Source organism: Pseudomonas baetica (genome assembly GCF_002813455.1).
In the GTDB taxonomy this organism is placed as follows: Bacteria; Pseudomonadota; Gammaproteobacteria; order Pseudomonadales; family Pseudomonadaceae; genus Aquipseudomonas; species Aquipseudomonas baetica.
Map to the genome: position 1 here is coordinate 4204012 of NZ_PHHE01000001.1, position 24527 is coordinate 4228538.

A 24527-nucleotide genomic window follows, 5' to 3' on the forward strand; every position below is an offset into this window, starting at 1 on the left:
GCAAAACAGAATCAGGACGGTGTTTTCTGGATCCGCAACGACTTGGCCTTCGCCTCCACCAACAAATACATCACCAGCGTAATCAGCAACGGCAGCAGAAAATAAATCGCCCGATACGCCAGCAACCCCGCCACCAGGCTGCCCCGCGACGCCTCATGTTGCAGCAGCGCAACGAACACCGCTTCCAGCACCCCAAGCCCTGCCGGGATATGCGTGATGACTCCGGCAATCGCACTGATCAGCAACACGCCGAGCACCAACGGATAGTCGAGTTTGCCCGGCAGCAGGGTGAAGATCACTGCCGCCATCAACGACCAGTTCAACGCGCCCAGCAGCAGTTGCAACACCGCCATGCGCAGCGACGGCAGATTGATCTCCACACCACGGATCGACCATTCGCGACGTTTGGAAAACTGACACGCCGCGAGATAGCCGGCGCTGATCAGCAGCAGCACCACACCGATGCCTTGCAGCGCCGTGGTGCTGACTTTCCAGCCCGGCGGCATGCTCACCAACCCGCTGCTGAAAACGACGCCGGCGATGGTCATGTAGCCGAACCAGTTGGTCGCCAGGCTCAGGCCGAGAATCTTGGCGATGTTGCTTTTGCTCACGCCCAGTCGTGAGTACAGCCGATAACGCATGGCGATCCCGCCGACCCATGCGCTGAGGTTGAGGTTGAACGCGTAGCTGATGATGCCTACCGGCAAGATCTGCTTCCAGGTCAGGTCCTGACGGATGTAGGTACGGCCGATCAGGTCGAAACTGGCATAGGTGAGAAAGCTCAGCAGGGTCAGGCTGGCGGCGATGATCAGCGTACGCACCTTGAAATCGGCAAGGGTTTGCAGCACTTCGGCCCATTCGATACGCCGGGCGAACATCGTCAGCAGCACGATCAGCGCCAGGAAAAACAGTACGGTCAGCGGACGCTTCCATTTGCTCCAGCGTGAGTGAGTCGCTGGCGCCGAATGCGCAGACGCAGTGGCTTCGGAGCGGCTCATGAGTGATCACCTCGAAACGGCTTGAGCCTGGGTTTGTGCGCTGGCAGCCAACCGGCCATCGCCGGAAAATGCCGCAGAAAGTGGAACACCAGAAAACCCACGGTCATGTGCCAGATGCGTCCACGCGGCGACTTGCCAGCGTCCATGGCTTTGCAGTGGTTCTGGCTGAGGTCTTCGAGGCGGCGGAACAGTTCCTGATTGAACACGCGATCGCGGATCAGCACGTTGGCTTCCAGGTTGAGCGACAGGCTCAGCGGGTCGAGATTGCTCGAGCCGACGGTGCTCCATTCGTCATCCACCAACGCGACTTTGCCGTGCAGCGGACGTTGGCAATATTCGTGAATCTGCACGCCGGCCTTGAGTAAATAGTCATAAGTCATGCGCGCCGCGAGTTTGGCCACCAGCATGTCCGGCTGGCCTTGCAGGATCAGCCGCACCTCTACGCCGCGCCGTGCCGCGTTGCGGATCTCGCGCAGCAAGCGATAGCCGGGAAAAAAGTAGGCGTTGGCAATCACCACGCGACGCTTGGCGCGGCGTAACACCTGCAAATACACGTCTTCGATATCGCTCCTGTGCTGGTCGTTGTCACGAAACACCAGGCGCACCTGGCCGTCGTGATCGCTGAACGCCATTTCGGCGCGACGCTGGCGCCGGCGTTGCCACCAGAACCTCGCGCGTCCGGGGCGGCCGCTTTGCAGCAAGGCGAAATGATGAATGTCCGCCACCGCCGGGCCCTGGATTTCGACCGAATAATCCTGCTTGGCTTCCGGGCCGAAATCGGCCAGATGGTCGCCGGAGAAATTGATCCCGCCAATGAACGCGATCAGGCCGTCTACCACCACAATCTTGCGATGCAAACGGCGGAACCAGTTGGTCCGAATGCCCAAATGTTTGGGGGCCGGATCAAACATCTGCAGATGCACTCCGGCCTCGCTCAATGCGGCGAGGTAACCGGTGGTCAGCTCGCCACAGCCGAAGCCGTCGAGGCTGACGGTGGTGCGCACGCCACGGCGGGCGGCATCGATCAGAATCTCCTGCAACTCCTTGCCGACCTTGTCTTCGAAAACGATGAAGGTCTCCAGCAGGATTTCACTCTTGGCCGCACGCATCGCTGCGAACACGCGGGGGAAATATTCCTCGCCGTTTTCCAGCAACTCGATACGGTTGTTGCCCTGCCAGACATACTCGACATCGACCTGGCCGGGTTGGCGTACCGGCGGGTTGATGCTGACCGGTTCCACGGCGGATTTCTCCAGCGGTGCGCTGTTCATAGTTCGATCTCCACCGATAACGGTGCGTGGTCGGAAAGGTGGGACCAAGGCCGATTGGCCAGGACTTTCGGCTGGCTGGCCTTGAGGTTGCGCACGTAGATGCGGTCAAGCCGCAGCGTCGGTAATCGCGCCGGAAAGCTGCGCGCCGGTTTGCCTTGGTGCTCGGCGAACACTTCACGCAGGCCGCAGGGCTTTAGTAGCGCGTCGGCGCGCTGGCGCCAGTCGTTGAAGTCGCCGGCGACAATCACCGCAGCGTCGTCCGGCAGCTCGGCCAAGCGTTGCATGAGCAAGTTCAGCTGTTCGTTGCGATGGCTTTCGCGCAGGCCCAAATGCACGCAGATCGCATGCACTTCCGTGCCGTCGCCGGGCAGGCGCAGCACGCAATGCAACAAGCCACGGTTTTCGTGGCCGCTGATCGATACGTCGAGGTTGTCGTGGCGGATGATCTGGAATTTCGACAGCAGCGCATTGCCGTGATCGCCTTCGGGGTACACCGCGTTGCGCCCGTAGGCGAACTGCGGCCAGAGGCTGTCGGCAAGAAACTCGTACTGCGGCATCGTCGGCCAATTGGTGTAGCGCTTGGGATGATGCTCGTGGGTGCCGTGAACTTCCTGCAAAAACACCACGTCCGCCGCCACGCTGCGCACGGCCTCGCGCAACTCCGGCAGGATGAAACGCCGGTTGAGTGCGGTGAAGCCCTTGTGGGTATTGACCGTGAATACGGTGAAACTGCGTACCGATGGCGCAACGACGGAACCTTCGTCGGTGAAGCCAACCGGCTCTGAAATACTCATGCCAACACTCCTTCGCCAGCGGGTTCTCCGGGAGTGGTTGTCAGGTCTTCATCGAGGTCGAATCGATGCAGCAAGTTGCGTGCGTCGTAGGGCGCACGCACTTTGATGTCGTTGTCGAAATAGCAGAACACTTCGCGGGATTTGCGCGCGCGCGGTTTCAGGCGCGGGGCGATCAGGTGGGCATCTTGCGGTTGCTGGCCGTGATGCCAGGAATCGATGCGATCGGCCCAGCGTTTGAGCGCTGGCGCGGTATAGCCGCTGGCATAAAGTTCTTCGGCGCCGTGCAGGCGCAGATAGACGAAGTCACTGGTGAGGTCTTCGCGATACGGCCATTTACCGGCGGTGTCGGCGATCACCAGTGCTGTGTTGTGGCGTTTCAACATCCGCACGAAGTCGGCGTCGATAAAGCTTTCATGGCGAATTTCTACGGCGTGGCGCAGCGGCTTTTTGCGCCAGGCTTTCATGCTGGCGTGGCCGTGCAAGTGACCATCGTGCTGGTGGGCGAGGGTGGCGGCGGCTTCAGTGTCGTGGGGTAGCAGGGCGAGGAAGTGTTCGAAGCGTTCGGCGTCGAATTTGAAGTTCGGCGGGAACTGCCAAAGGATCGGCCCAAGCTTTTCCTTCAGTTCAAGAATGCCGGAGGCGAAGAAGTTCGCCAGCGGTTTTTCGATCTCGCGCAGGCGACGGATGTGGGTGATGAACCGTGGTGCCTTGACGCTGAAGACGAAGTCGTCGGGTGTTTCGGCGTACCACTGGGCGTAGCGCTCCGGCCGTTGCAGGGCGTAGAACGATCCATTGATCTCGATGCTGTTGACCGCCCGTGATGCGAATTGCAATTCGCGTTTCTGGGCCAGTCCCTTTGGGTAGAAATCCCCGCGCCACGGCTCGTAGCGCCAGCCGGAAATACCGATGTGAATCGTCGCCATGCCGCCCTCCCGTCGAAAGTCCTCGTACAGCCTCTGTCTGTTGATGACTGCGGGCGGTTCGGGAAAGTTTCGACGGTATTACCGACGGTACATTTTCGAGAGCAGCGTGAATCCCAATGTGGGGGCGGGCTGGCTCGCGAAGGCGGTGGGTCAGCCCAAGGATATGCTGAATGACACCACGCCTTCGCGAGCAAGCCCGCTCCCACAGGGATTTGTAATCCACCATGAGATTTGCGCTGGCTCTGGCCCGTCTCCGCGAAGTTCCTATTCGTCAGGGAGAGGGCCAGGGTGAGGGGCTCGTGAACTTGCCGCCCAAATATCGATCAGTTCCTTACAGGTTCAGCCACGGGAGATCGGAGTTTTGTCCAGGTTCAGGATCGCTACTCTGCTAGGAGCATTGTTGTTTCTCGGTGCCAGTGAAATCGACGCCGCCGCGCTGCCGGGTCTTCCTGCCGCCACAGAGGAGGCGGCCAAACCCGAACCGATTGTCCAGGGCGGATTGCTCGGCGCCATCAGTTCGAGCATTGACGACGTTCAAGACAAGCTCGACCTCAACGAACACCTGGTCGACGCCTGGCGCCTGCGTGCCGACCGCGCGGCCGACGAAGTCTACAAACTGGTCAACCAGCCGTCGAACCGCTCAGGCTGGAGCGTCGGTGGAGACTTCCTGATGCTGTCAGGTGTGTGGCTTGGCACCTTTGCATTGCTGACCGTGCTCGGCAGCCTGTCGGCCAAACGTCTGCGCGAAAGTCGCTGGTTTCGCACGCGCCAGCGCAGTCAGGATCTGCTCGGCTACCTGCTGCCCTACACCGTACCGGCACTGATCTGTCTACCGCTGACGTTGTACGTCAGCCACTTCTTGCAGGCCTCCGTCGGTCGCGCGCTGGCGCTGTGTTTTGCCTACGCGACCAGCAGCGGCATCTTTTCCACGTCGATGCTGCTGTGCGTGGTGGTGATGTTCAACGTCGGCCACAAACGCCCGGCCGCGCGGATCATTCGCGATTACTGCCCGCGTCCGCTGTTTCTGATCGGCTTTCTCGCCGCCCTCAGCGATGCACTGACCAGCCCGCAGATCGCCCGGCAACTGGGCGGCAATATCACCAGCAGTGTCGCGGTGTTCACCGGGCTGATTGCCTCAGTCATCTTTGGCTTGCTGGTGATTCGTCTGCGCCGCCCGGTGGCGCATCTGATCCGTAATCGACCGCTGGCCCAGCGCCTGAAACAGCCGTCATTGCAGGAGTCACTGCGGATTTTTTCCGGGTTGTGGTACTGGCCTATCGTGCTGATGGTGCTGGTGTCGGCGGTGAGTCTGATCGGCATTGGCGAAGACAATCAAAAAGCCCTGCGTTGCGCGCTGTTCACTACTGTTCTGCTGATTGGCACGGTGTTTCTCAGCACCATCCTCCAGCACTTGTTCAAGTCGCGTAAAGCCGCAGCGCTTCAGCGCAGCAGTGCCTACAAAGAGCGGTTTCTCAGCCTGTTGCACGCCTTGCTGCGGATCGTCATCGCGATTGCTTTCATCGATATCCTCGGTCGGATCTGGGGCGTGTCGCTGCTCGATTTCGCCCAGAGCAGCACGGTTGGCCGGGCGATCAGCAATGCCCTGAGCAGCATCGGTCTGATCTTCCTGGTGACGTGGCTGCTGTGGGTGGTGCTCGACACGGCGATTCAGGAAGCGCTGAAACCTCCGGTCAGCAAACGTGCGGCGCGCCAGCCCAGCACCCGGGTGAAAACCATCCTGCCGCTGCTGCGCAACGCGATCAAAATCATCTTGGTGGTGATCTGCGCGATCACCACCATGGCCAATCTGGGGATCAACGTGGCGCCGTTACTGGCCGGTGCCGGTGTGGTCGGTCTGGCCATCGGTTTCGGTTCGCAGCAGTTGGTTCAGGACGTGATCACCGGTTTGTTCATCATCATCGAAGACACCCTGTCGATTGGCGATTGGGTGGTGCTCGATTCCGGGCATGCCGGCACGGTGGAAGGGCTGACCATCCGCACCCTGCGCCTGCGTGACGGCAAGGGTTTTGTGCACTCGGTGCCGTTCGGCCAGATCAAGGCGGTGACCAATCAATCACGGCAATTTGCCTTTGCGTTCTTCTCGGTGCAGTTCACTTATGACACCGATGTGGAAAAAGCCATCGAGTTGATCCGCGAGACCGGCGATTCGATCCGTGAAGACCCGTTCCTCAAGTACAACCTGCAAGGGCCGCTGGATGTGTTTGGGGTGGACAGGATGGATCTCAACGGCGTGGTGCTGACGGCGCAGTTCCGCACGGTGTCAGGTGGGCAATATGCGGTGAGCCGGGCGTTCAACCAGCGTCTGAAGAAGCTTGTGGATAACAGTCCGTGGGTGCATTTTGCGCAGACTTATCCACAGCAGGTTTTGTTGCCCAAGCGTCAGCCGGCAGATGATGTGACGCCGGAGCATCCCTCAGTGGTGTTGCCGCAGCAATCGCCGATTCAATAGCGATTTATCGGGTGGCGCCGCCGGCCACTTCGCGAACAGGCCCGTTGCAACACTACAAATCCCGGCCATCGACACTTTACGGGTGACGGTTGCGCACTAAACCCGCAAAATGCAACGATTCCGGCAATGATCGACGACGGCACCACAAGTCCCGTCGCCAAAGCCATCGTTCCTATCAGACTGGGCCTGCTGACTCTATGCGAATGCGCCTTATGTTACTGGGCGGCGGAAATGCCCTTGGGCAGGCGCTGATTCGCCTCGGTGCGGAAGAAGACATCGGTTTCCTCGCCCCCCGCCCGCCCGAAGACGGCTGGGATGCCGCGAGCCTGACGCAACTGCTCGACGACACCCGTCCCGATGCGTTGATCAACCTCGCCTACTATTTCGACTGGTTCCAGGCCGAGACTGTCAGCGAAAGCCGCATGGCCGGGCAGGAACGCGCCATTGAGCGTCTGGCCGAACTGTGCCAACACCACAACATCGTCCTCGTGCAGCCATCCAGTTATCGGGTGTTCGACGGCTCGCGTGCCACCGCCTACAGCGAAAAAGACGAACCGGTGCCCTTGGGTCTGCGCGGTCAGGCACTGTGGCGGATCGAACAAAGTGTTCGCGCCACCTGCCCGCAGCACGTGTTGCTGCGTTTCGGCTGGCTGCTCGACGACAGCCCCGATGGCACCCTGGGACGTTTCCTCGCCCGCGCCGAACAACCGGAAGAGTTGCTCATGGCCGATGATCGCCGTGGCAATCCGACTCCGGTCGACGACGCCGCACGGGTGATTATTTCGGTGCTCAAGCAACTCGACTGCGCGGCGCCGCTGTGGGGTACCTATCACTACGCCGGCCACGAAGCGACCACACCGCTGGCGCTGGGCCAGGCGATTCTGACCGAGGCCCGCAGCCTGCACGCACTGGCCATCGAAGCACCGACCGCCCAGGCTCACGCCGCGCGGCCGGACGCTGCCGAGGAACCGCAACACGCGGTGCTCGCCTGCAAGAAAATTCTGCACACTTTCGGGATCAAGCCGCGCGCCTGGCGTGCCGCACTCCCGGGCTTACTGGATAGGTTTTATCGTCATGGCTGAAGGCCCTGTATTAATCACCGGTGGCGCCGGTTTCATTGGCTCGCACCTCACCGATGCCTTGCTCGCCAAGGGCCACTCGGTACGCATTCTGGATGATCTGTCGACCGGCAAGCGCAGCAACCTGCCGCTGGACAATCCTCGGGTTGAACTGATTGTCGGCGATGTCGCCGATGCGACTCTGGTCTCCAAGGCGATGCAAGGTTGCAGCGCTGTCGCGCATCTGGCGGCCGTGGCCTCGGTACAGGCGTCAGTGGATGATCCGGTGAAGACTCACCAGAGCAACTTCATCGGTACGCTAAATGTCTGCGAAGCCATGCGTCTGTGGGGGGTTAAACGTGTGTTGTACGCCTCCAGTGCGGCGGTGTACGGCAACAACGGCGAGGGCGAGTCGATTGACGAAGACACGCCAAAGGCTCCGCTGACGCCTTATGCTTCGGACAAACTGGCCGGCGAGCATTACTTCGACTTCTACCGCCGCCAGCATGGTCTGGAACCGGCGATTTTCCGCTTCTTCAACATCTTCGGCCCGCGTCAGGATCCGTCCTCACCGTATTCCGGGGTGATCAGCATCTTCAGCGAACGCGCGCAGAAAGGCCTGCCGATCACCGTGTTCGGCGATGGCGAGCAGACGCGCGACTTCCTCTATGTCGAGGATCTGGTTGACTTGTTGGTGCAGGCGATCGAAAAGCCTGTTGTCGAAACCGGCGCAGTGAACGTCGGCTGGAATCAGGCGATGAGCCTCAAGCAGATGCTCGCAGAACTGCAAAAGGTCGTTGGCGAGTTGCCTCCCGTCAGCTACGGTTCGGCACGCTCCGGCGACATCCGCCACTCGCGGGCGAACAACGCTCGTTTGCTGGAGCGGTTCACGCTGCCAGAGCAGACGCCGATGAGCGTTGGGCTGGCTCGGTTGCTCGGAAAATAGCATTACCGCAGACATGAAAAAGGCGCCTTTTGACAGGCGCCTTTTTCACGGCCGGAATATGTCGCTGTTCCTGTGGCGAGGGGCGTTTGCCCCGGTCAACCGCAAAGCAGTTGCCGTCAGTTCAAGCTGCTCACCACCAAGCCTCATTCACCACCACGTGAACGTTCGCTAAATCGGCTTAGAACTTATAGCCCAAACCCACCATGTAGATGAACGGATCAACATCCACGTTCACCCGTGCCCGAGTACCCGGCGCCACGGCGTTGTTCTCAACAGTCGCGCGAGTATCGATGTCGATGTAGCGTACCTGGGCGTTGAGCATGATGTTGTCGGTCAGCATGTAATCCGCACCGACCTGCCAGGCCAGACCCCAAGAGTTTTTCGCCTTGAAGTTGCTGAAGCCGTTGGACTGCGCCTCACTGCCGACGTGTTCGTCGTAGATCCAGGTGTAGTTGATACCGCCACCGACATACGGTTGGAACGGCGACTTCGAATCCAGCGGGTAGTAGACGACGCTGAGGGTCGGTGGCAGGTGTTTCAGCGTACCGAGCTTGCCATTGGCCGCTGGCAGGGCAGTGCCTTTGATCTTCACGTCATGTTCAAACGGGGTGGCGGCCAGCAACTCGATGCCGACGTGGTCAGTGAGCATGTAGGCGAAGTTCAGGCCCAGTTGAGTGTCGCTGCTCATGGTCGCCTTGCCGCCCAGATTGGTGCCGCTCAACGGGCCCTGATCGACCTTGACGTTGGAGCTGTCAGCCTTCGGGTTGACGGTGATTGCACCGGCACGGATCAGGATGTCACCGGCATCGTGAGCGTGGGCGAGCGGGGCTGCGAGCGCGAGGGCAACCAGCGAGGCGCTGAGCAAGGACTTGTTCATGGGGGCTCCGAAAGGACGTTAAAAGTTTCTGATGTCCTATGGTACGAAGCCAACTGATACGGTCTTTTGACTCAGCTCAATGAAACAGTGAAGGAGCGGGTTTTTGTGGAGCCTTTGCCGGCCTCTTCGCGAGCAGGCTCGCTCCCACCCTGGAAGGTGATCACCTGTGGGAGCGAGCCTGCTCGCGAAGACGATGGATCAATCAACACAAAACTGCCGGATTCACTCCGGCAGCTCATACACATAAATCTTGTCGGCATCCATTTGATACCCGGCATCCGCCAGTTCGCTGCTCGACGCTTTGACCTGCAACGGCCCCTCGACCCAATACGGCTGATACAGCTCATCAAGCTTCACGCCCAACTCGCTTTTCACATGCACGATCTGGTTCGACGGCGGCGGCGGCACATGGATGCAGGCGCCGAAATACGGCACCAGCAAAAAGTCCGTGGTGCGTCCTTCTTCATTGACTTCCAGCGGCACGATGTAACCCGGCAGACGGATGTTCTGACCGTCGAGGCCCTTGACCACCGGTGCATTCGGCATGTCCTGTTTCGCGGCTGGCGCGGATTCGGCCGACAGCGCATCGCTCATCTTCGACAGATCGTGCAGCGGGGTCATGTTCGGCACTTCCGGCGCGGCGTCCGGCGGGATCATTTCCGACCAGGTCAAATCTTTCGGCGCTGCCGCCCACACGGGCAGGGCAACCAGCAACAGCAGCGCAAGCAAGGCGCGGGGCATGGGGAACATCCTCATAAACGGATCGACAGGCCATCGGCCAAGGATTGGCGATACGCGCGCCAGGCCGGCACGCTGCCCATCAGCAGCGCGGCCGCCAGAATGCCACCGAGCAGCGTCCATTCATACTCGCTCGGCCATGCCAGCGGCAGGAACAAACCGTAATTGGCCTGCACGTAGCCCTGCGCGGCGGCGATGCCGATGTACAGCAACGCCAGACCTGCGATGACGCCGGTCAGCGCCAAAGCAAACGCTTCCAGCACCAGCAGACTCGCAATGTGCCATGGCCGCGCACCGACCGAACGCAGAATCGCCATCTCGCGGCGCCGCTCGTTGAGGCTGGTGAGAATCGCCGTGAGCATGCCGATCAACCCGGTCAACACCACAAACAACGAGACCACGAACAGCGCTTTTTCAGCGGTGCTCATCAGGCTCCACAACTCCTGCAACGCCACGCCCGGCAGGATCGCCAGCATCGGTTCGCCGCGGAATTCGTTGATCTCGCGTTGCAGCGCGAAAGTGGAAATCTTGCTGTTGAGGCCAAGCATGAACGCGGTGATGGCTTGCGGCGTCAGGTCCATGTTGCGCGCCTGATCGGCCGTGATGCGGCCGTTGTCCCGAGCCGGCACGCCGTTGTGCCAGTCGATGTGAATTGCCTCCATACCGCCGAGGCTGATGTGCAACGTGCGATCCACCGGGGTGCCCGTGCGCTTGAGAATGCCGACCACGGTGAACGGTTTGTCGTCGTGCTTGACCAGACTGATTGCCGCCACACCGTGAGCTAACACAAGTTTGTCGCCGAGCTTGTAATGCAGCGCTTCGGCGACTTCGGCGCCGAGCACCACTTCGAACGGATCGGTGGCAAAGGCACGACCGTCGGCCAAGGCCAAGTGTTGCTGACGACCATACTGGTAATGCTCGAAGTAGGCTTCGGTGGTGCCCATCACCCGATAACCGCGATGGGAATCGCCGAGGGACATCGGGATCGCCCACTTCACTTTCGGGTTATTGGCGAAGTGTTCGAAGCTGTCCCAACGGATATTGTTGGTGGCGTTGCCGATACGGAATACCGAGTACAGCAAGAGGTTCACCGAACCGGAACGGGCGCCGACAATCAGGTCGGTGCCGCTGATGGTGCTGGCGAAACTGGCTTTAGCCTCGGTGCGCACCCGTTCGACGGCGAGCAGCAAGCAGACCGACAGGGCGATGGCGAATGCGGTAAGCAACGCGGTGAAGCGGCGGTTGGCCAGGCTGGCCATGGCCAGACGAAACAGATACATCTCAGACCTCGGCAGACGTGGCGGCGCGATTGAGTTCGGCCAGGGACAGGTGACGGTCGAACAGCGGCGCCAGGCTCTGGTCGTGGCTGACGAACAGCAGGCTTGAACCGGCCTCGCGGCATTCGGCGAACAAGAGGCGGATGAAGTTTTCCCGGGCGTCGTAATCCAACGCAGAAGTTGGCTCGTCAGCGATCACCAGCTCCGGTTGGCCGATCAAGGCACGGGCAGCGGCGACCCTTTGTTGCTGGCCGATCGACAGCGAATCGGCGCGGCGACTGAGGAGGCTTTCGTCCTTCAAACCCAGATGGGCGAGCAGGGTGGCGGCGGCTTGATCGACGCTGCCGTGACGCTGCTTCGCCCGTTCGGCACGCAATTTGGAGAAGTAGCAGGGCAGTTCGACGTTCTCGCGTACCGAGAGAAAAGGCAGCAGGTTGAACTGCTGGAAGATGTAGCCGGTGTGATCGACGCGGAAAGTATCGCGGGCGCCAGCAGACAGTGCGGTCAGTTCCTGGCCGAGCAGGCGGATGCTGCCGCGATCAGGTTTCTGCACACCGCCGAGCAGGCCCAGGAGGGTGGTCTTGCCGCTGCCGCTGGGGCCTTTGAGAAACAGGGTTTCACCCGCTTCCAGGCGAAACGCCGGGATATCCAGCAGCGGCGGGTGGCCGGGCCAACTGAAGCCCAGGTCGGACAGTTCGATGAGTGCTTGGGTCATGGCGCCGATTTCATGGAAATGAACACTTAACCCCTGTGGGAGCGGGCTTGCTCGCGAATACGGTGTGTCAGTCAACATAGATTTGTCTGATTCACCGTATTCGCGAGCAAGCCCGCTCCCACAGGGGATTTTTCGGTGTGATCAGAACTTCAGCGCAGCAGCCTTGGCCGTCACTTCGGTGCCTTGCTGGCCGCTGGCGCTGATCAGTTGTACCTGAATTTTCTGTGTCGCCGGAAAGGTGTTGAAAATGTTCGCCAGATCCAGCGTCTTCAGTGCGCCCGGAGCTGCGCACTTGAACTGATAGTGCGCGTGGATTTCGCTGTGATCGTGGTGATGCGCGTGGCCGTCCTTGTCCGCTTCATCGTCGTCGTGATCATCGGCATCCGGCTTGTCACCGAACAACGGGCTCTCCAGCTCCTGACTGACCACTTTGCAACCGGCGGCGGCTGGCAGGTTGAACAGGGCCAGAGGGTTTTCCAGTTTTGTGCGGGCTGCTGCGACCTTGGCTTTATCGGCATCGCTGGTGGCCGCGTGTTCGAAACCGACGAGGTTCATCGCCGGGCTTTCCAGCTCCAGTTCCAGAGTCTGGCCATCCAGCGCGGCGTTCAAACGACCGACGCCATGTTCATGCGCGCCGAGGCTGCCGTGTTCATGATCGTGGTCATGCTCATCGGCAGCATGGGCGATGGCCAGCGGCAACAGGGCAAACGGCAAAGCGAGCAACAGACGACGCATGGCGGTCTCCGGGAAGTAAAGTGAATAGTTTGTTATGTAATCTTATAACGAAAGTGTGCAGAGTTTGCCCGGCTGCTTGGCGTTGCACAAGTCCCATGGGAGCATGCAGGTCAGATAGGTGCAGGAGTGAACTCAATGTTGCGGATACGCGGAACCGTCGGTGACGTGCCGGTGGATTTGACGGTGGAGCTGGATGACAGCGATTGGGCGAAGCTGGGCTCGGCCCTTGGTGGGCAGCCAGCGATTGTGCAAGCGGCGACCGCTGCGGCTCCGGCGGCGAAACCGCAGAATCAGGACGATGCGTTGTGGCAGGTTGCCAGGGATTTGCTGCGCAAGGCCGGGCAACTCAGCGGGCCTGATCTGCTCGAGCAACTGGAAGGCCTGACCGGCAGCGCGGTGTCAGGCAAGCGCCTGCTGGTACGACTGCGCCACAGTTCGGACGTAAAAGTGGTGAGCGGCGGGGATACGCCGCTTTACAGCTGGATCGAATAGAGCGCCAAAGCAAGAGATCGCAGCCTGCGGCAGCTCCTACAGGGTTAACGCATGAACCCCATGTAGGAGCTGCCGCAGGCTGCGATCTTTTGATCTTAATAAAGCGCAGCGAACATCTTGCGACGGTAAACACCCACCAAAGGGTGATCGTTGCCCAACAGCTCAAACACCTGCAGCAAAGTCTTGTGCGGCAAACCTTCGCCATAGCTGCGGTTGCGGATGAACAGCTTGAGCAGCGCCTCCAGCGCCGCCTCGTACTGTTGACGCGCCAGTTGCTGGATCGCCAGTTGATACACCGCTTCATCGTCCTGCGGATCTTTCGCCAAGCGTGCTTTCAGATCAGCAGCGTCCGGCAGGTCCCGCGCCAGTCCGAGAAACTTGATCTGCGCCTTGGCTCCGGCGAGCGCGGCTTTGTGCTCATCGCTCTTGACCGCGTCGAGCACGGTTTGCGCTTCGTCCAGTTCGCCGCGTTCGGTCAGGCAACGAGCGTAAAGGATCAAGGCTTTAGCGTTGGTGTTGTCTTCATTGAGCATGACCACCAGCGCGGCTTCGGCATCGGCGTAACGACCGTCGTCGAACAAGGCCTGAGCCTGTTCGAACGGATCGGCAGCAGTTGGCGGTGGCATCTGCACATGCGGTTCGAGCAAGGCACGTACGGCGGATTCCGGTTGCGCGCCGGCAAAACCGTCGACCGGTTGCCCATCCTTGAACAGCACCACGGTCGGCAGGCTACGAATGCCGAAGCGGGCGACGATGTCCTGCTCGATGTCGCAGTTGACCTTGGCCAGCAGCAACTCGCCCTGATAGCTCTCGGCAATGCCTTGCAGCATCGGCATCAACGCCTTGCACGGCGCGCACCACTCGGCCCAGAAATCCACCAGCACGGGTTTGTTAAAGGAAGCCTCGATCACCGACTGGTCGAAATCGGCAGTCGTGGCGTCGAAGATGTACGGCGTTGGCTCACTCATGGGGGATCTCGTAGAAGCGTGGATGGGGCAACTATACGGCTTGGCGGGGGGTGGCCGGAAGCGGGGCGGGTTTTAGAGGTGTGTCGCCGGGGAGGACGCCTTCGCGAGCAGGCTCGCTCCCACATTGGATCTCTGTCGTTCATAAAACCCCTGTGGGAGCGAGCCTGCTCGCGAAGCTTTTAGCTAGCGCCGCGCATGGTAAAGGCTGACATGTCTGAACTCTTCCGGCTCTGCCAGATCCGGCAAGGTCATCGCCTCCAGCATCTCAATGCGCTCATACAACGGATGGCGAAAATCCCTGACCCGCGAATCGGCCACCAGCGCTTCACGGCCCCGGCTGAGAAACGCATCAAGCAACGGCAGGTTCGCCCGGTCATACAACACATCCGCCACCAGAATCAGATCAAAACGATCCGCTTCGGCGAAGAAATCCGTCGAATAACTCATCTGCACATCATTGAGTTCGGCATTCGCCCGGCACGCGGCAATCGCCAACGGATCGAGATCGCAGGCCACCACTTCCAGCGCCCCGGCCTTCACCGCCGCAATCGCGGCGATGCCGGAGCCGGCGCCGAAGTCCAGCACGCGCTTGCCGCGTACCCATTCGGGAAACTCCGCCAGATAACGCGCCACTGCCAAGCCGCTGGCCCAGCAAAAACTCCAGTACGGCGGCTCGTGCAGAATCCGTTGGGTTTCTTCCTGGCTGAATTCGCGCGCCATGTTGTCGCCGTCGATCAGCCACAACTGCAAATCGGTGTCCGGCAACGCACAGGCTTTCAGTCTGGCGTCGCCGAGCAGTTCACCCAACGCCTGTTGCAGGTCGAGCGGTGCATTCATGGTGCTTTGACGAATTGCAGTTGGCCCAATGCCTGAGTGGTCGGCTGGGTAATGGTTTGTGACGGCAGATGCAGGATCAACTGGCCGGACTGACTGGCGCGACCGCGCAATTCAACCCGCGCCCCGGCCGGGAAGGCCTCGGGGTTGAAGCGCACGTGGAACGGCAGAATCTGGTTGTTGCCGATCAGGCTGGAACTGGCGAGCAATTGCTGCGGGCGATCCTTTGCATCGATCACCAGCAGTGCCAGTTCGACTTCGGCGCCGGCCGGCACGCCTTGCAGGGTGCCGCTCAGCTCACGTTGATAGGCTGGCAGCGGGCCGAGGTCGGCGGCCTCTCTGGCTTTTTTCTGCGCCTGTTGTGGTGCGGGGCCTGGGGTCGGCGGCTGAGGCTTGGGTGCATCGCTGCCACAAGCCACCAGCAGGCTGAAAAGACTGAGCAAAACGAGCGGACGTATCGGCATTGGCAGCTCCGGCAAAATGAAATCCATGGATCAAACGATCATGCCAGTCTGTATACCGCAAACCCTATGGCTTGTCTTGCCACCGGGATGCGCTACCATGGCCCTCCCTTTTTTTGTTGCCAGCCACCATGCACTGTCCCTTCTGCGGTGCCAACGACACCAAGGTCATCGACTCGCGTCTGGTCGCCGAGGGCGAACAGGTGCGCCGCCGGCGTGAATGCCTGGCCTGCGGCGAACGTTTCACGACGTTCGAGACGGCCGAACTGGTGTTGCCGCGCCTGATCAAAACCGATGGCAGCCGCCAGCCGTTCGACGAAGAAAAGCTCCGCGCGGGCATGCAACGCGCCCTGGAGAAACGTCCGGTAAGCGTCGAGCGCCTCGAATCCTCTCTGGTTCACATCAAGCACAAGCTGCGCGCCACCGGCGAGCGCGAGGTCAAATCCCTCGTGGTCGGCGAACTGGTGATGGCCGAGCTGCAAAAGCTTGATGAAGTCGCCTACATCCGGTTCGCTTCGGTCTACAAACGCTTCCAGGACCTCAACGAATTCCGCGAAGAGATCGACCGCCTCGCCCGCGAACCGGTGAAAGAATGACCAGCGCCGCCGAGCAGGCCATCCTCGACGCCCGTTTCATGGCACGCGCGCTGGAACTGGCGCGCAAAGGTCACTACACCACGCATCCTAATCCCCGGGTTGGCTGCGTGGTGGTGCGCGACGGGCAGATCGTCGGCGAAGGCTGGCACGAACGCGCTGGCGAACCCCACGCCGAAGTCCATGCCTTGCGCGCTGCCGGTGAACTGGCCCGGGGCGCCACTGCTTACGTGACTCTCGAACCTTGCAGCCACCATGGCCGTACGCCGCCGTGCGCCGAGGCGCTGGTGAATGCCGGCGTCGGCCGGGTGGTCGCGGCGATGCGTGATCCGAATCCGCAAGTGGCGGGCCGTGGCTTGCAGCGTCTGGCCGATGCCGGCATCGCGACCGAAAGCGGCGTGCTGGAAGCTGAAGCGCGCAAGCTCAATCAAGGTTTTCTGAAACGCATGGAACACGGCTTGCCGTTCGTGCGGGTCAAGTTGGCCATGAGTCTCGACGGCCGTACGGCGATGGAGAGCGGTGAGAGCCAGTGGATCACCGGCCCGGCCGCACGTTCGGCGGTACAGCGTTTGCGCGCCCAGGCGGCAGTGGTGCTGACCGGTGCCGACACAGTGCTGGCCGATGGCGCGCGCCTGACCGTGCGTGCTGAAGAGCTGGGGCTGGATGCCGGGCAAAGCGCATTGGCCATGAGCCGTCCGCCGCTGCGCGTACTGGTCGACGGGCGCCTGCGGGTGCCGCTGGATGCGCCGTTTTTCAAGGCCGGCCCGGCGTTGGTCGCCACGTGTGTGGCGGTCGAAGAGCAATACGCCAACGGCCCCGAATGCCTGATCGTGCCGGGTGATGACGGCCAGGTCGATCTGCATCAGTTGCTGATCGAACTGGCCAACCGTGGCGTCAACGAAGTGCTGGTCGAGGCCGGCCCGCGTCTGGCCGGTGCTTTTGCCCAGCTCGGTCTGGTCGATGAGTTCGTGATTTTCATCGCCGGCAAGTTCCTCGGCTCCACGGCGCGTCCGCTGCTCGACTGGCCGCTGGCCTCTATGAAGGACGCCCCTGAGCTGAAAATCACTGATATCCGTGCAGTTGGCGATGACTGGCGAGTCACTGCCATCCCTGTCCTTTCGGCGAGCGTATAATTCCCGGCCATCGCGTTAGCGCTGGCTTCGTTCTCAAGGAGAACCCCATGTTTACCGGCATCATCGAATCCATCGGCAGCATCCGTGCACTGACCCCAAAGGGCGGCGATGTACGGGTGCATGTTGCAACCGGCAAGCTCGACCTGAGCGACGTCAAACTCGGCGACAGCATCGCAGTCAATGGCGTCTGCCTGACGGCCGTTGAGCTGCCGGGCGACGGTTTTGCTGCCGACGTCAGCCGCGAAACCCTCGACTGCACAGCCATGAACGACCTGAAAAGCGGCAGCCCGGTCAATCTGGAAAAAGCCCTGACCCCGACCACCCGTCTCGGCGGGCATCTGGTCAGCGGTCACGTCGACGGTGTCGGTGAAGTGGTTTCGCGCAGCGACAATGCCCGCGCCGTGGAATTTCGCATCCGCGCGCCGAAAGAACTGGCCAAGTACATCGCCCATAAAGGCTCGGTCACCGTCGACGGCACCAGCCTGACCGTGAACGCGGTCGATGGCGCCGAATTCATGCTGACCATCATTCCGCACACCCTGAGCGAAACCATCATGGCTTCTTATAAGCCTGGTCGCCGGGTGAACCTGGAAGTCGACTTGCTGGCGCGTTATCTGGAGCGTCTGCTGTTGGGCGACAAGGCCGCAGAGCCGACTGCCGGCAGCACCATTACCGAAAGCTTTCTGGCCCAAAACGGCTACCTCAAATCCTGACTGAAGGGGGTGCCTTGTGGCGCTCAATAGCATCGAAGAACTGGTTGAAGACATCCGCCAAGGCAAGATGGTCATCCTCATGGATGACGAAGACCGTGAGAACGAAGGCGACCTGATCATGGCCGCCGAGTGCTGCAAGGCCGAACACATCAACTTCATGGCCAAGCACGCCCGTGGCCTGATCTGCATGCCGATGAGCCGCGAGCGCTGCGAGCTGCTGAAGCTGCCACTGATGGCGCCACGCAACGGTTCCGGTTTCGGCACCAAGTTCACCGTGTCGATCGAAGCCGCCGAAGGCGTCACCACCGGTATCTCCGCAGCCGACCGTGCCCGTACCGTACAAGCGGCTGCCGCCAAAGACGCCAAGGCTGAAGACATCGTCAGCCCGGGCCACATCTTTCCGCTGATGGCGCAGGCCGGCGGCACTCTGGCGCGCGCCGGCCACACCGAAGCTGCTTGCGACCTGGCGCGCATGGCCGGCTTCGAGCCGAGCGGCGTGATCTGCGAAGTGATGAACGACGACGGCACCATGTCCCGTCGCACCGAACTGGAAGCGTTCGCTGCCGAACACAACATCAAGATCGGCACCATTGCCGACCTGATTCACTACCGGATGATCCACGAACGTACCGTTCAGCGGATTGCCGAACAGCCACTGGACAGCGAACTGGGCCAATTCAACCTGGTGACCTATCGTGATTCCGTGGAAGGCGACGTGCACATGGCCCTGACGCTGGGCACCGTTTGCGCCGAAGAGCCAACCCTGGTTCGCGTGCACAACATGGACCCGTTGCGCGACCTGTTGATGGTCAAACAACCGGGCCGCTGGAGCCTGCGCGCCGCCATGGCCGCGGTTGCCGAGGCTGGCAGCGGTGTAGTGCTGTTGCTCGGTCACCCGCTCGATGGCGACGTGTTGCTGGCGCACATCCGCGAAACCGCCGATCAGGCTGTGGTGAAAAAACCGACCACTTACAGCATCGTCGGTGCCGGTTCGCAGATCCTGCGTGACCTCGGTGTGCGCAAAATGCGCTTGATGTCGGCGCCAATGAAATTTAATGCGATATCCGGTTTCGATCTGGAAGTTGTAGAATACGTGCCCTCCGAATAATGACCGGTTGTTTCCGGCCCTGATTTCGCGGCAAATAAATCACTGAGGGATGCGTAGCAGACGCGTCCCGGCTCTTTAAGAGATCTGACGAATGACCCTGAAGACCATCGAAGGTACCTTCATCGCCCCTAAAGGCCGCTACGCTTTGGTAGTAGGCCGTTTCAACAGCTTCGTTGTTGAAAGCCTGGTCAGCGGTGCAGTTGATGCCCTGGTTCGCCACGGCGTGAGCGAAAGCGACATCACCATCATCCGCGCACCTGGCGCCTTCGAAATCCCGCTGGTTGCGCAGAAAGTCGCCCAGAAAGGCGAGTTCGCAGCCATCATCGCCCTCGGCGCGGTCATTCGTGGCGGCACTCCGCACTTCGAATACGTGGCGGGCGAGTGCACCAAAGGCCTGGCCCAGGTGTCCATGGAGTTCGGCGTGCCGGTCGCTTTCGGCGTGCTGACCGTTGATTCCATCGAGCAAGCCATCGAACGTTCCGGCACCAAGGCCGGTAACAAAGGTGCCGAAGCTGCCCTGTCCGCTCTGGAAATGGTCAGCCTGCTGGCGCAGTTGGAGGCCAAGTGATTAGCGACGAAAGCGATCGTTTCAACCCGCGCGAGCCACGTCCAGCGGACGCCGGCAAGCCTTCGAAAAGCGAGAAGCGCCGGGCTGCCCGTCAGTTGGCGACTCAAGCACTGTATCAGCGTCATATGGCCAGTACCTCGCTGAACGAAATCGAAGCGCAGTTCCGCGTCGATAACGATTTTACCTTTGCCGATGCCAGCTACTTCCACGACATCCTGCACGGTGTTCCAGCCAGCCTGACCGAGATCGACGCCGCGTTGGCGCCGTGCCTGGATCTGACCATCGAAGAGCTCGACCCGGTTGAACTGTGCGTGCTGCGCCTGTCCGCATGGGAGCTGCTCAAACGTGTCGACGTGCCATACCGTGTGGTAATCAACGAAGGGATCGAACTGGCGAAAGTCTACGGTTCGACCGACGGCCACAAGTTCGTCAACGGCGTGCTCGACAAGCTGGCCCCGCGCCTGCGTGAAGCCGAAGTGAAGGAACACAAGCGCTGATCTGCGCTTGAGTTCCCAATGGGCGAGTTTGAGCTGATCCGCAATTTCTTCGCCGCCGCGCCTTGTGCGCAGGGCGGCGAGGGCGTTGCACTGGGGATCGGCGACGACTGCGCCTTGCTGGCGGTTCCCCCCGGGGAGCAGTTGGCGATTTCCACCGATACGCTGGTGGCCGGTGTGCATTTCGCCGACCCCTGCGATCCGTTTCTGCTCGGTCAGCGCTCGCTGGCCGTCGCGGTCAGCGATCTGGCCGCCATGGGCGCCACACCCGTTGCCTTTACCCTTGCCCTGACTGTGCCGACGGTGACCGCCGATTGGCTGCAAGCCTATGCCCGTGGTTTGAATCGCATGGCGCAGAGCTGCGGCGTGGCGTTGGTGGGCGGTGACACCACGCGTGGGCCGTTGAGCCTGACCGTCACCGTATTCGGTCGTGTTCCGGCCGGCCAGGCCCTTACCCGTAGCGGCGCGCAGCCGGGCGACTTGCTGTGTGTCGGCGGCGAACTGGGCAGTGCCGCCGGCGCGTTGCCGCTGGTATTGGGTCAGCGCGATGCGCCGCCGGACATTGCCCAGCTGCTGCTTGATCATTACTGGTCGCCACAGCCGCAACTGGCCCTCGGTCAGGCGTTGCGCGGCAAGGCCACGTCAGCGCTGGATATCTCCGACGGTTTGCTTGCCGATTGTGGCCACATCGCCCTGGCGTCGAAGGTGCGGCTTGAGATTGAACGCGAGCGCGTACCGTTGTCGGATGCTCTAGTGGCGTTTCTCGGCCAGCGTGGCGCCGAACGTGCGGCGTTGAGCGGTGGCGATGACTACGTGCTGGCCTTCACGCTACCGTCCGTCGAGTTGCCGGCGCTGCTGGCTGCAGGTTGGCCGGTCCATGTGATCGGACGCGTGGCAGAGGGGCAGGGCGTGGTCCTGCTGGATCGCGAAGGTCACGACATCACCCCGCAAATCCGGGGCTATCAACATTTTCAGGAGTCACCGTGACAGATCACCCGAAACAGGTTCCGGCCGAATTCGTTCCGCCGTCGGTCTGGCGCAATCCCTGGCATTTCCTCGCGTTCGGCTTCGGTTCGGGCACCTTGCCCAAGGCGCCGGGCACGTGGGGCTCGTTAGTTGCGCTACCCTTTATCCCGTTGTGGCAGATGCTGCCCGACTGGGGTTACTGGCTGATGCTCGGGATCACCATGCTGTTCGGCTTCTGGCTGTGCGGCAAGGTCGCCGACGATCTGCGTGTGCACGACCACGAAGGCATCGTCTGGGACGAAATGGTCGGGATGTGGATCACCCTGTGGCTGGTGCCTGAAGGCTGGTACTGGTTGCTCGCGGGTTTTCTGGTATTCCGCTTCTTCGACATTCTCAAACCGTGGCCGATTCGCTGGATCGACCGGCACGTCCACGGCGGCGTCGGCATCATGCTCGACGATGTGCTGGCCGGTGTGTTCGCCTGGCTGGCGATGCAGGGGCTGGTGTGGGTTTTCGCCTGACCTTGCGGGATACAGGCGTCAAAGGAGGAGACTAGGGATGGCACGACGCTGGCTGGCGCTGTTGGTTTTTACCCTGCTCGGCACTGTGGCCAGTGCGCAGGAATCAGTGCCGGCGCCCTCGGTCATCCACTTGGCCAGCGAAGTCTGGGAAGATTACACCGCCGCCGACGGTCATGGCCTGGGTTGGGACGTCTTGCGCAAGGTGTTTGAGCCGGCCGGGGTGAAACTGGATATTCGCACCGAGCCTTACACCCGTTCAGTGGGGCTGGCCCTGCGCGGTGAGGTCGATGCCTGTGTCGGCTCTTATCATCAAGAATTCAGCGACCTGCTTTATCCGCGCTGGAATTTCGACACTGACCACGTCTACGCGCTGGGCCTCGCCAGCACCCCGGCGCCGACCCCGCAAACCCTGGGCAGCTATCGACTGGCGTGGGTGCGTGGCTACGACTATCAGAATTATCTGCCCAATGTGCGCAGCTATAACAAAGTCATCCGGCGTACCGGGATTTTGTCGATGCTGACCCACAATCGCGCCGACTATTACATCGACGCGCTGACTGAGATCGACTATGTGCTCAGCCGGGCCAGAGATCCTTTGCAGTTCCGCACCACGCATATCGCTGAATTGCCGCTGTACCTGTGTTTCGCCAACACGCCACAAGCGCGCACGTTGATGGCGCTGTTTGACCAACGCATGGAGCAGTTGGTGAAGAGCGGCGAGCTGAAGCCGATATTCGAGAAGTGGAAGCAGCCGTATCCATTTAGTTCGCCCTGACGCGAAACCCCTGTAGGAGCTGCGGCACGCTGCGATCTTTTGTTCTTGATCTTAAAAATCAGGATCAAAAGATCGCAGCCTCGTTTCACTCGACAGCTCCTACAGCGGTCCATGTTGTCCGGGAGTCATCAAACTTTTTGATCGTTATGCCCGATAATTCAGCCTAAGCGTCTGCAGGAACCTGCTGTTACAATGCCGCCCTGCGAATCTTCAGACTTTTTTAGATCAGGAGCACACCGGTGCCTGTCGTTTTTGTCGCCGCTTCCAAGCTGCCAACGCCTTTTGCGCAATTCACCATGCACGGTTTTCTCGATGAAGCCACCGGCCGCGAGCACGTTGTGCTGAGTCTGGGTGATTTTGCCGACGGAGCCCCGGTACTCGGCCGGTTGCACTCCGAATGCCTCACGGGTGACGCCTTGTTCAGCCAGCGTTGCGACTGCGGTTCGCAACTTGAAGGCGCGCTCAAAGCCATCGCTCGCGAAGGTCGCGGCGTGTTGCTTTACCTGCGTCAGGAAGGTCGCGGCATCGGTCTGCTGAACAAGATCCGTGCCTACGAATTGCAGGACGGCGGCGCCGACACCGTTGAAGCCAACGAACGTCTGGGCTTTGCCGCCGACCAGCGCGACTACGCCATGTGCCTGCCGATGCTTGAACATCTGGGCGTGAAATCCCTGCGTCTGATGACCAACAACCCGCGCAAGGTCAAAGCCTTGACCGACATGGGCATCGTCGTCGCCGAGCGCGTGCCGTTGCACACCGGCCACAATCCGCACAACAAACTCTACCTGGCGACCAAGGCCAGCAAGCTCGACCACATGATGGGCAATGAGCATCAGGGCGAGGTAGATCGGGCGTGACGCGCGGTCAGGTGCGCCGTCGCCTCAGCGTCGACTGGTGGAAATACCTGGCGCTGGCGCTGGTGCCGCTGTTCGTGCTCAACGCCGTGTTCGGCCAGAGCGAGGCAATCCTGCCGGTATTGGCCATGCCTTTCTTTATCGCCGGTGTGGCGTCGATGTTTGTCAGCCTGAAGTTTTTCGGCCGCTACAAACATGCGCTGATCGCCACACAAAAAGCCCTCGATACCGCGGATGAACCGGCAGCCTGGATTGCCCTCGCTGCTCGCCGCCGCACGGCATTTCTCGCAGCGGCGTTGCCAGCATGGATCGGCGCATTGGCGGTGTTCGTTGGCCTGGAAGCCGTGCCGCTGATCCTGCTGGCGCTGTCCACCGCTGTGCTGTTCTACCTCTACCGTATCCCGCGTCAACTCGGCTGATGCGCCGTCTCTGGCTGGCGGTTCTGCTGCTGGCCATCAGCGGGTCGACGCTGGCCGCTCTGCGCGTGGTCAGCCTCGCGCCCTCTCTTTCTGAAATCGTCGTTGAGCTGGATTCGGCCGACCTGCTGGTTGGTGTGCTGGATGCCGGCGAGCGGCCCGCTGCGATTGCGCGTGTTCCCTCAGTCGGTCGCTATGGCCAGCTCGACATGGAGCGTTTGCTCAGCCTCAAGCCTGATCTGTTGTTGCTTTGGCCCGGCAGTGTCGGGCCGGCGCAGCGTGATCAGCTCAAGCACTTGAACATCCCGACGTATGTCGCCGAACCGCACAGTCTGGAACAGCTTTCTGCGCAGATCGAATCCATTGCAAGTCAATTGGGACGCCCCGAGCGAGGGGTGAAATTGGCAGCGGATCTGCGCAAAAGGCTCAACGAGCTACGCCAGCGCTATCGCCGGGACGTGCCGCTGAAAGTGTTCTATCAGGTCTGGGACAAGCCGCTGTACACCGTCGGTGGCGGGCAAATCATCAGTGATGCGCTGCAGGTGTGCGGTGCGCGCAATGTGTTTGACGGCCTGAGTCTGCCCGCGCCGCAGGTGAGCATCGAAGCGGTGCTGCAGCGTGATCCCGAGGTGATTCTCGCGGGTGATCAGGCGCAGCTTGATGCGTGGAAAGCGTGGCCGCAGGTGGCGGCGGTGAAGCAGGAAAAATTACTGTTGGTCACCGACAAAGGCCTTGAACGCCCAAGTGGCCAAATGATCAGCGCCACCGCCACACTCTGCCAATTGATCGCGCCTGACCGCTGAAATCGGGGTGACTTCTTCGCGAGCAG

The 24527-nt window shown here is 61.1% G+C and carries 28 protein-coding genes; 16 read left to right on the forward strand and 12 right to left on the reverse strand.

Going from position 1 to position 24527, the window contains the following annotated elements; translation table 11 throughout:
- Positions 1-11: 11 nt before the first annotated feature.
- Genes ATI02_RS19390 through ATI02_RS19405 form a run of 4 tightly spaced genes read right to left on the reverse strand, consistent with a single transcriptional unit; the run spans position 12 to position 3986 of the window.
- Positions 12-998, reverse strand: a complete 987-nt coding sequence (locus tag ATI02_RS19390) for a lysylphosphatidylglycerol synthase domain-containing protein (protein WP_095188519.1) — start codon at positions 996-998, stop codon at positions 12-14.
- Positions 995-2269, reverse strand: coding sequence for a cardiolipin synthase ClsB (clsB, locus tag ATI02_RS19395; protein ID WP_100847079.1), 1275 nt, complete (start codon positions 2267-2269; stop codon positions 995-997). The genes ATI02_RS19390 and clsB overlap by 4 nt, the downstream gene beginning before the upstream one ends.
- On the reverse strand, positions 2266-3063 hold the full coding sequence (locus ATI02_RS19400; RefSeq protein WP_100847080.1) for an endonuclease/exonuclease/phosphatase family protein: 798 nt from the start codon (positions 3061-3063) through the stop codon (positions 2266-2268). Before ATI02_RS19400 ends, clsB begins: the two co-directional genes overlap by 4 nt.
- A complete protein-coding gene (locus ATI02_RS19405; RefSeq protein WP_100847081.1) occupies positions 3060-3986 on the reverse strand; it encodes a DUF72 domain-containing protein in 927 nt (308 codons plus the stop codon). Before ATI02_RS19405 ends, ATI02_RS19400 begins: the two co-directional genes overlap by 4 nt.
- Positions 3987-4347: 361 nt before the next feature.
- Here ATI02_RS19405 and ATI02_RS19415 point away from each other — a divergent pair, with 361 nt between their 5' ends.
- The 3 genes from ATI02_RS19415 (at position 4348) to ATI02_RS19425 (ending at position 8460) form a co-directional block, all read left to right on the forward strand.
- Entirely contained in the window at positions 4348-6456 is a 2109-nt protein-coding gene (locus ATI02_RS19415) for a mechanosensitive ion channel family protein (RefSeq protein WP_100847083.1), read from the forward strand.
- A 197-nt stretch (positions 6457-6653) separates the two neighbouring features.
- Positions 6654-7538 (forward strand): sugar nucleotide-binding protein, encoded by an 885-nt coding sequence (locus ATI02_RS19420; RefSeq protein WP_100847084.1) that lies wholly within the window; start codon positions 6654-6656, stop codon positions 7536-7538.
- Positions 7531-8460, forward strand: a complete 930-nt coding sequence (locus ATI02_RS19425; protein WP_100847085.1) for a UDP-N-acetylglucosamine epimerase PgnE — start codon at positions 7531-7533, stop codon at positions 8458-8460. Before ATI02_RS19420 ends, ATI02_RS19425 begins: the two co-directional genes overlap by 8 nt.
- A 178-nt stretch (positions 8461-8638) precedes the next feature.
- Here the strand turns inward: ATI02_RS19425 and ATI02_RS19430 are convergent, their stop codons facing one another.
- From ATI02_RS19430 to ATI02_RS19450, 5 genes are all read right to left on the reverse strand, one after another.
- Complete coding sequence (locus ATI02_RS19430) at positions 8639-9337, reverse strand: OmpW/AlkL family protein (protein ID WP_095188512.1); 699 nt, start codon at positions 9335-9337, stop codon at positions 8639-8641.
- A gap of 222 nt (positions 9338-9559) precedes the next feature.
- Positions 9560-10078, reverse strand: a complete 519-nt coding sequence (locus ATI02_RS19435) for a DUF3299 domain-containing protein (RefSeq protein WP_095188511.1) — start codon at positions 10076-10078, stop codon at positions 9560-9562.
- Positions 10079-10089: 11 nt separating this feature from the next.
- A complete protein-coding gene (locus ATI02_RS19440; RefSeq protein WP_100847086.1) occupies positions 10090-11355 on the reverse strand; it encodes an ABC transporter permease in 1266 nt (421 codons plus the stop codon).
- Position 11356: 1 nt separating this feature from the next.
- Positions 11357-12067 (reverse strand): ABC transporter ATP-binding protein, encoded by a 711-nt coding sequence (locus tag ATI02_RS19445; RefSeq protein ID WP_100847087.1) that lies wholly within the window; start codon positions 12065-12067, stop codon positions 11357-11359.
- Between the two features lie 141 nt (positions 12068-12208).
- Complete coding sequence (locus tag ATI02_RS19450) at positions 12209-12802, reverse strand: DUF2796 domain-containing protein (protein ID WP_095188508.1); 594 nt, start codon at positions 12800-12802, stop codon at positions 12209-12211.
- Between the two features lie 135 nt (positions 12803-12937).
- Here ATI02_RS19450 and ATI02_RS19455 point away from each other — a divergent pair, with 135 nt between their 5' ends.
- The gene (locus ATI02_RS19455; RefSeq protein ID WP_100847088.1) at positions 12938-13294 is read left to right on the forward strand and encodes a hypothetical protein; all 357 of its coding nucleotides are present in this window, start codon (positions 12938-12940) and stop codon (positions 13292-13294) included.
- A gap of 95 nt (positions 13295-13389) precedes the next feature.
- On the opposite strand, the gene trxA is transcribed toward ATI02_RS19455, so the two are convergent.
- The 3 genes from trxA to ATI02_RS19470 all read right to left on the reverse strand — a co-directional run bounded on the left by trxA (position 13390) and on the right by ATI02_RS19470 (position 15560).
- Positions 13390-14262 (reverse strand): thioredoxin, encoded by an 873-nt coding sequence (trxA, locus tag ATI02_RS19460; protein ID WP_100847089.1) that lies wholly within the window; start codon positions 14260-14262, stop codon positions 13390-13392.
- Positions 14263-14445: 183 nt separating this feature from the next.
- Entirely contained in the window at positions 14446-15099 is a 654-nt protein-coding gene (locus ATI02_RS19465; RefSeq protein ID WP_095188505.1) for a class I SAM-dependent methyltransferase, read from the reverse strand.
- Positions 15096-15560 (reverse strand): YbaY family lipoprotein, encoded by a 465-nt coding sequence (locus ATI02_RS19470; protein ID WP_095188545.1) that lies wholly within the window; start codon positions 15558-15560, stop codon positions 15096-15098. The genes ATI02_RS19465 and ATI02_RS19470 overlap by 4 nt, the downstream gene beginning before the upstream one ends.
- Before the next feature lie 128 nt (positions 15561-15688).
- Between ATI02_RS19470 and nrdR the strand changes: the two genes are divergently transcribed.
- From nrdR to ATI02_RS19530, 12 genes are all read left to right on the forward strand, one after another.
- On the forward strand, positions 15689-16153 hold the full coding sequence (nrdR, locus tag ATI02_RS19475) for a transcriptional regulator NrdR (protein ID WP_007910946.1): 465 nt from the start codon (positions 15689-15691) through the stop codon (positions 16151-16153).
- Positions 16150-17283 carry a bifunctional diaminohydroxyphosphoribosylaminopyrimidine deaminase/5-amino-6-(5-phosphoribosylamino)uracil reductase RibD gene (gene ribD / locus ATI02_RS19480; RefSeq protein ID WP_095188504.1) on the forward strand — a complete coding sequence of 378 codons (1134 nt, stop codon included), beginning with the start codon at positions 16150-16152 and terminating at the stop codon, positions 17281-17283. Before nrdR ends, ribD begins: the two co-directional genes overlap by 4 nt.
- A 47-nt stretch (positions 17284-17330) precedes the next feature.
- Entirely contained in the window at positions 17331-17996 is a 666-nt protein-coding gene (locus ATI02_RS19485) for a riboflavin synthase (RefSeq protein ID WP_095188503.1), read from the forward strand.
- A 16-nt stretch (positions 17997-18012) separates the two neighbouring features.
- The gene (gene ribBA, locus ATI02_RS19490; protein WP_095188502.1) at positions 18013-19104 is read left to right on the forward strand and encodes a bifunctional 3,4-dihydroxy-2-butanone-4-phosphate synthase/GTP cyclohydrolase II; all 1092 of its coding nucleotides are present in this window, start codon (positions 18013-18015) and stop codon (positions 19102-19104) included.
- Between the two features lie 91 nt (positions 19105-19195).
- Entirely contained in the window at positions 19196-19672 is a 477-nt protein-coding gene (gene ribH / locus ATI02_RS19495) for a 6,7-dimethyl-8-ribityllumazine synthase (protein ID WP_003228649.1), read from the forward strand.
- Positions 19669-20169 (forward strand): transcription antitermination factor NusB, encoded by a 501-nt coding sequence (gene nusB, locus ATI02_RS19500; protein WP_095188501.1) that lies wholly within the window; start codon positions 19669-19671, stop codon positions 20167-20169. The genes ribH and nusB overlap by 4 nt, the downstream gene beginning before the upstream one ends.
- An 18-nt stretch (positions 20170-20187) precedes the next feature.
- On the forward strand, positions 20188-21153 hold the full coding sequence (gene thiL, locus ATI02_RS19505) for a thiamine-phosphate kinase (protein WP_095188500.1): 966 nt from the start codon (positions 20188-20190) through the stop codon (positions 21151-21153).
- Positions 21150-21653 (forward strand): phosphatidylglycerophosphatase A family protein, encoded by a 504-nt coding sequence (locus ATI02_RS19510; RefSeq protein ID WP_011336134.1) that lies wholly within the window; start codon positions 21150-21152, stop codon positions 21651-21653. The genes thiL and ATI02_RS19510 overlap by 4 nt, the downstream gene beginning before the upstream one ends.
- A 37-nt stretch (positions 21654-21690) precedes the next feature.
- Positions 21691-22428 (forward strand): substrate-binding periplasmic protein, encoded by a 738-nt coding sequence (locus ATI02_RS19515; RefSeq protein ID WP_095188499.1) that lies wholly within the window; start codon positions 21691-21693, stop codon positions 22426-22428.
- 239 nt (positions 22429-22667) lie between these two features.
- Positions 22668-23285, forward strand: coding sequence for a GTP cyclohydrolase II (ribA, locus tag ATI02_RS19520; protein WP_095188498.1), 618 nt, complete (start codon positions 22668-22670; stop codon positions 23283-23285).
- Positions 23282-23701, forward strand: a complete 420-nt coding sequence (locus tag ATI02_RS19525; RefSeq protein ID WP_100847090.1) for an MFS transporter — start codon at positions 23282-23284, stop codon at positions 23699-23701. The genes ribA and ATI02_RS19525 overlap by 4 nt, the downstream gene beginning before the upstream one ends.
- Positions 23701-24501 carry a cobalamin-binding protein gene (locus ATI02_RS19530; RefSeq protein ID WP_100847091.1) on the forward strand — a complete coding sequence of 267 codons (801 nt, stop codon included), beginning with the start codon at positions 23701-23703 and terminating at the stop codon, positions 24499-24501. Before ATI02_RS19525 ends, ATI02_RS19530 begins: the two co-directional genes overlap by 1 nt.
- The last annotated feature ends 26 nt before the right edge of the window (positions 24502-24527 follow it).

Coding starts and splice junctions, on each gene's coding strand:
- ATI02_RS19390 (WP_095188519.1), bottom strand. CDS start 998: ATGAGCCGCTCCGAAGCCACTGCGTCTGCGCATTCGGCGCCAGCGACT.
- clsB (WP_100847079.1), bottom strand. CDS start 2,269: ATGAACAGCGCACCGCTGGAGAAATCCGCCGTGGAACCGGTCAGCATC.
- ATI02_RS19400 (WP_100847080.1), bottom strand. CDS start 3,063: ATGAGTATTTCAGAGCCGGTTGGCTTCACCGACGAAGGTTCCGTCGTT.
- ATI02_RS19405 (WP_100847081.1), bottom strand. CDS start 3,986: ATGGCGACGATTCACATCGGTATTTCCGGCTGGCGCTACGAGCCGTGG.
- ATI02_RS19420 (WP_100847084.1), top strand. CDS start 6,654: ATGCGAATGCGCCTTATGTTACTGGGCGGCGGAAATGCCCTTGGGCAG.
- ATI02_RS19425 (WP_100847085.1), top strand. CDS start 7,531: ATGGCTGAAGGCCCTGTATTAATCACCGGTGGCGCCGGTTTCATTGGC.
- ATI02_RS19430 (WP_095188512.1), bottom strand. CDS start 9,337: ATGAACAAGTCCTTGCTCAGCGCCTCGCTGGTTGCCCTCGCGCTCGCA.
- ATI02_RS19435 (WP_095188511.1), bottom strand. CDS start 10,078: ATGCCCCGCGCCTTGCTTGCGCTGCTGTTGCTGGTTGCCCTGCCCGTG.
- ATI02_RS19440 (WP_100847086.1), bottom strand. CDS start 11,355: ATGTATCTGTTTCGTCTGGCCATGGCCAGCCTGGCCAACCGCCGCTTC.
- ATI02_RS19445 (WP_100847087.1), bottom strand. CDS start 12,067: ATGACCCAAGCACTCATCGAACTGTCCGACCTGGGCTTCAGTTGGCCC.
- ATI02_RS19450 (WP_095188508.1), bottom strand. CDS start 12,802: ATGCGTCGTCTGTTGCTCGCTTTGCCGTTTGCCCTGTTGCCGCTGGCC.
- ATI02_RS19455 (WP_100847088.1), top strand. CDS start 12,938: ATGTTGCGGATACGCGGAACCGTCGGTGACGTGCCGGTGGATTTGACG.
- trxA (WP_100847089.1), bottom strand. CDS start 14,262: ATGAGTGAGCCAACGCCGTACATCTTCGACGCCACGACTGCCGATTTC.
- ATI02_RS19465 (WP_095188505.1), bottom strand. CDS start 15,099: ATGAATGCACCGCTCGACCTGCAACAGGCGTTGGGTGAACTGCTCGGC.
- ATI02_RS19470 (WP_095188545.1), bottom strand. CDS start 15,560: ATGCCGATACGTCCGCTCGTTTTGCTCAGTCTTTTCAGCCTGCTGGTG.
- nrdR (WP_007910946.1), top strand. CDS start 15,689: ATGCACTGTCCCTTCTGCGGTGCCAACGACACCAAGGTCATCGACTCG.
- ribD (WP_095188504.1), top strand. CDS start 16,150: ATGACCAGCGCCGCCGAGCAGGCCATCCTCGACGCCCGTTTCATGGCA.
- ATI02_RS19485 (WP_095188503.1), top strand. CDS start 17,331: ATGTTTACCGGCATCATCGAATCCATCGGCAGCATCCGTGCACTGACC.
- ribH (WP_003228649.1), top strand. CDS start 19,196: ATGACCCTGAAGACCATCGAAGGTACCTTCATCGCCCCTAAAGGCCGC.
- thiL (WP_095188500.1), top strand. CDS start 20,188: ATGGGCGAGTTTGAGCTGATCCGCAATTTCTTCGCCGCCGCGCCTTGT.
- ATI02_RS19515 (WP_095188499.1), top strand. CDS start 21,691: ATGGCACGACGCTGGCTGGCGCTGTTGGTTTTTACCCTGCTCGGCACT.
- ATI02_RS19530 (WP_100847091.1), top strand. CDS start 23,701: ATGCGCCGTCTCTGGCTGGCGGTTCTGCTGCTGGCCATCAGCGGGTCG.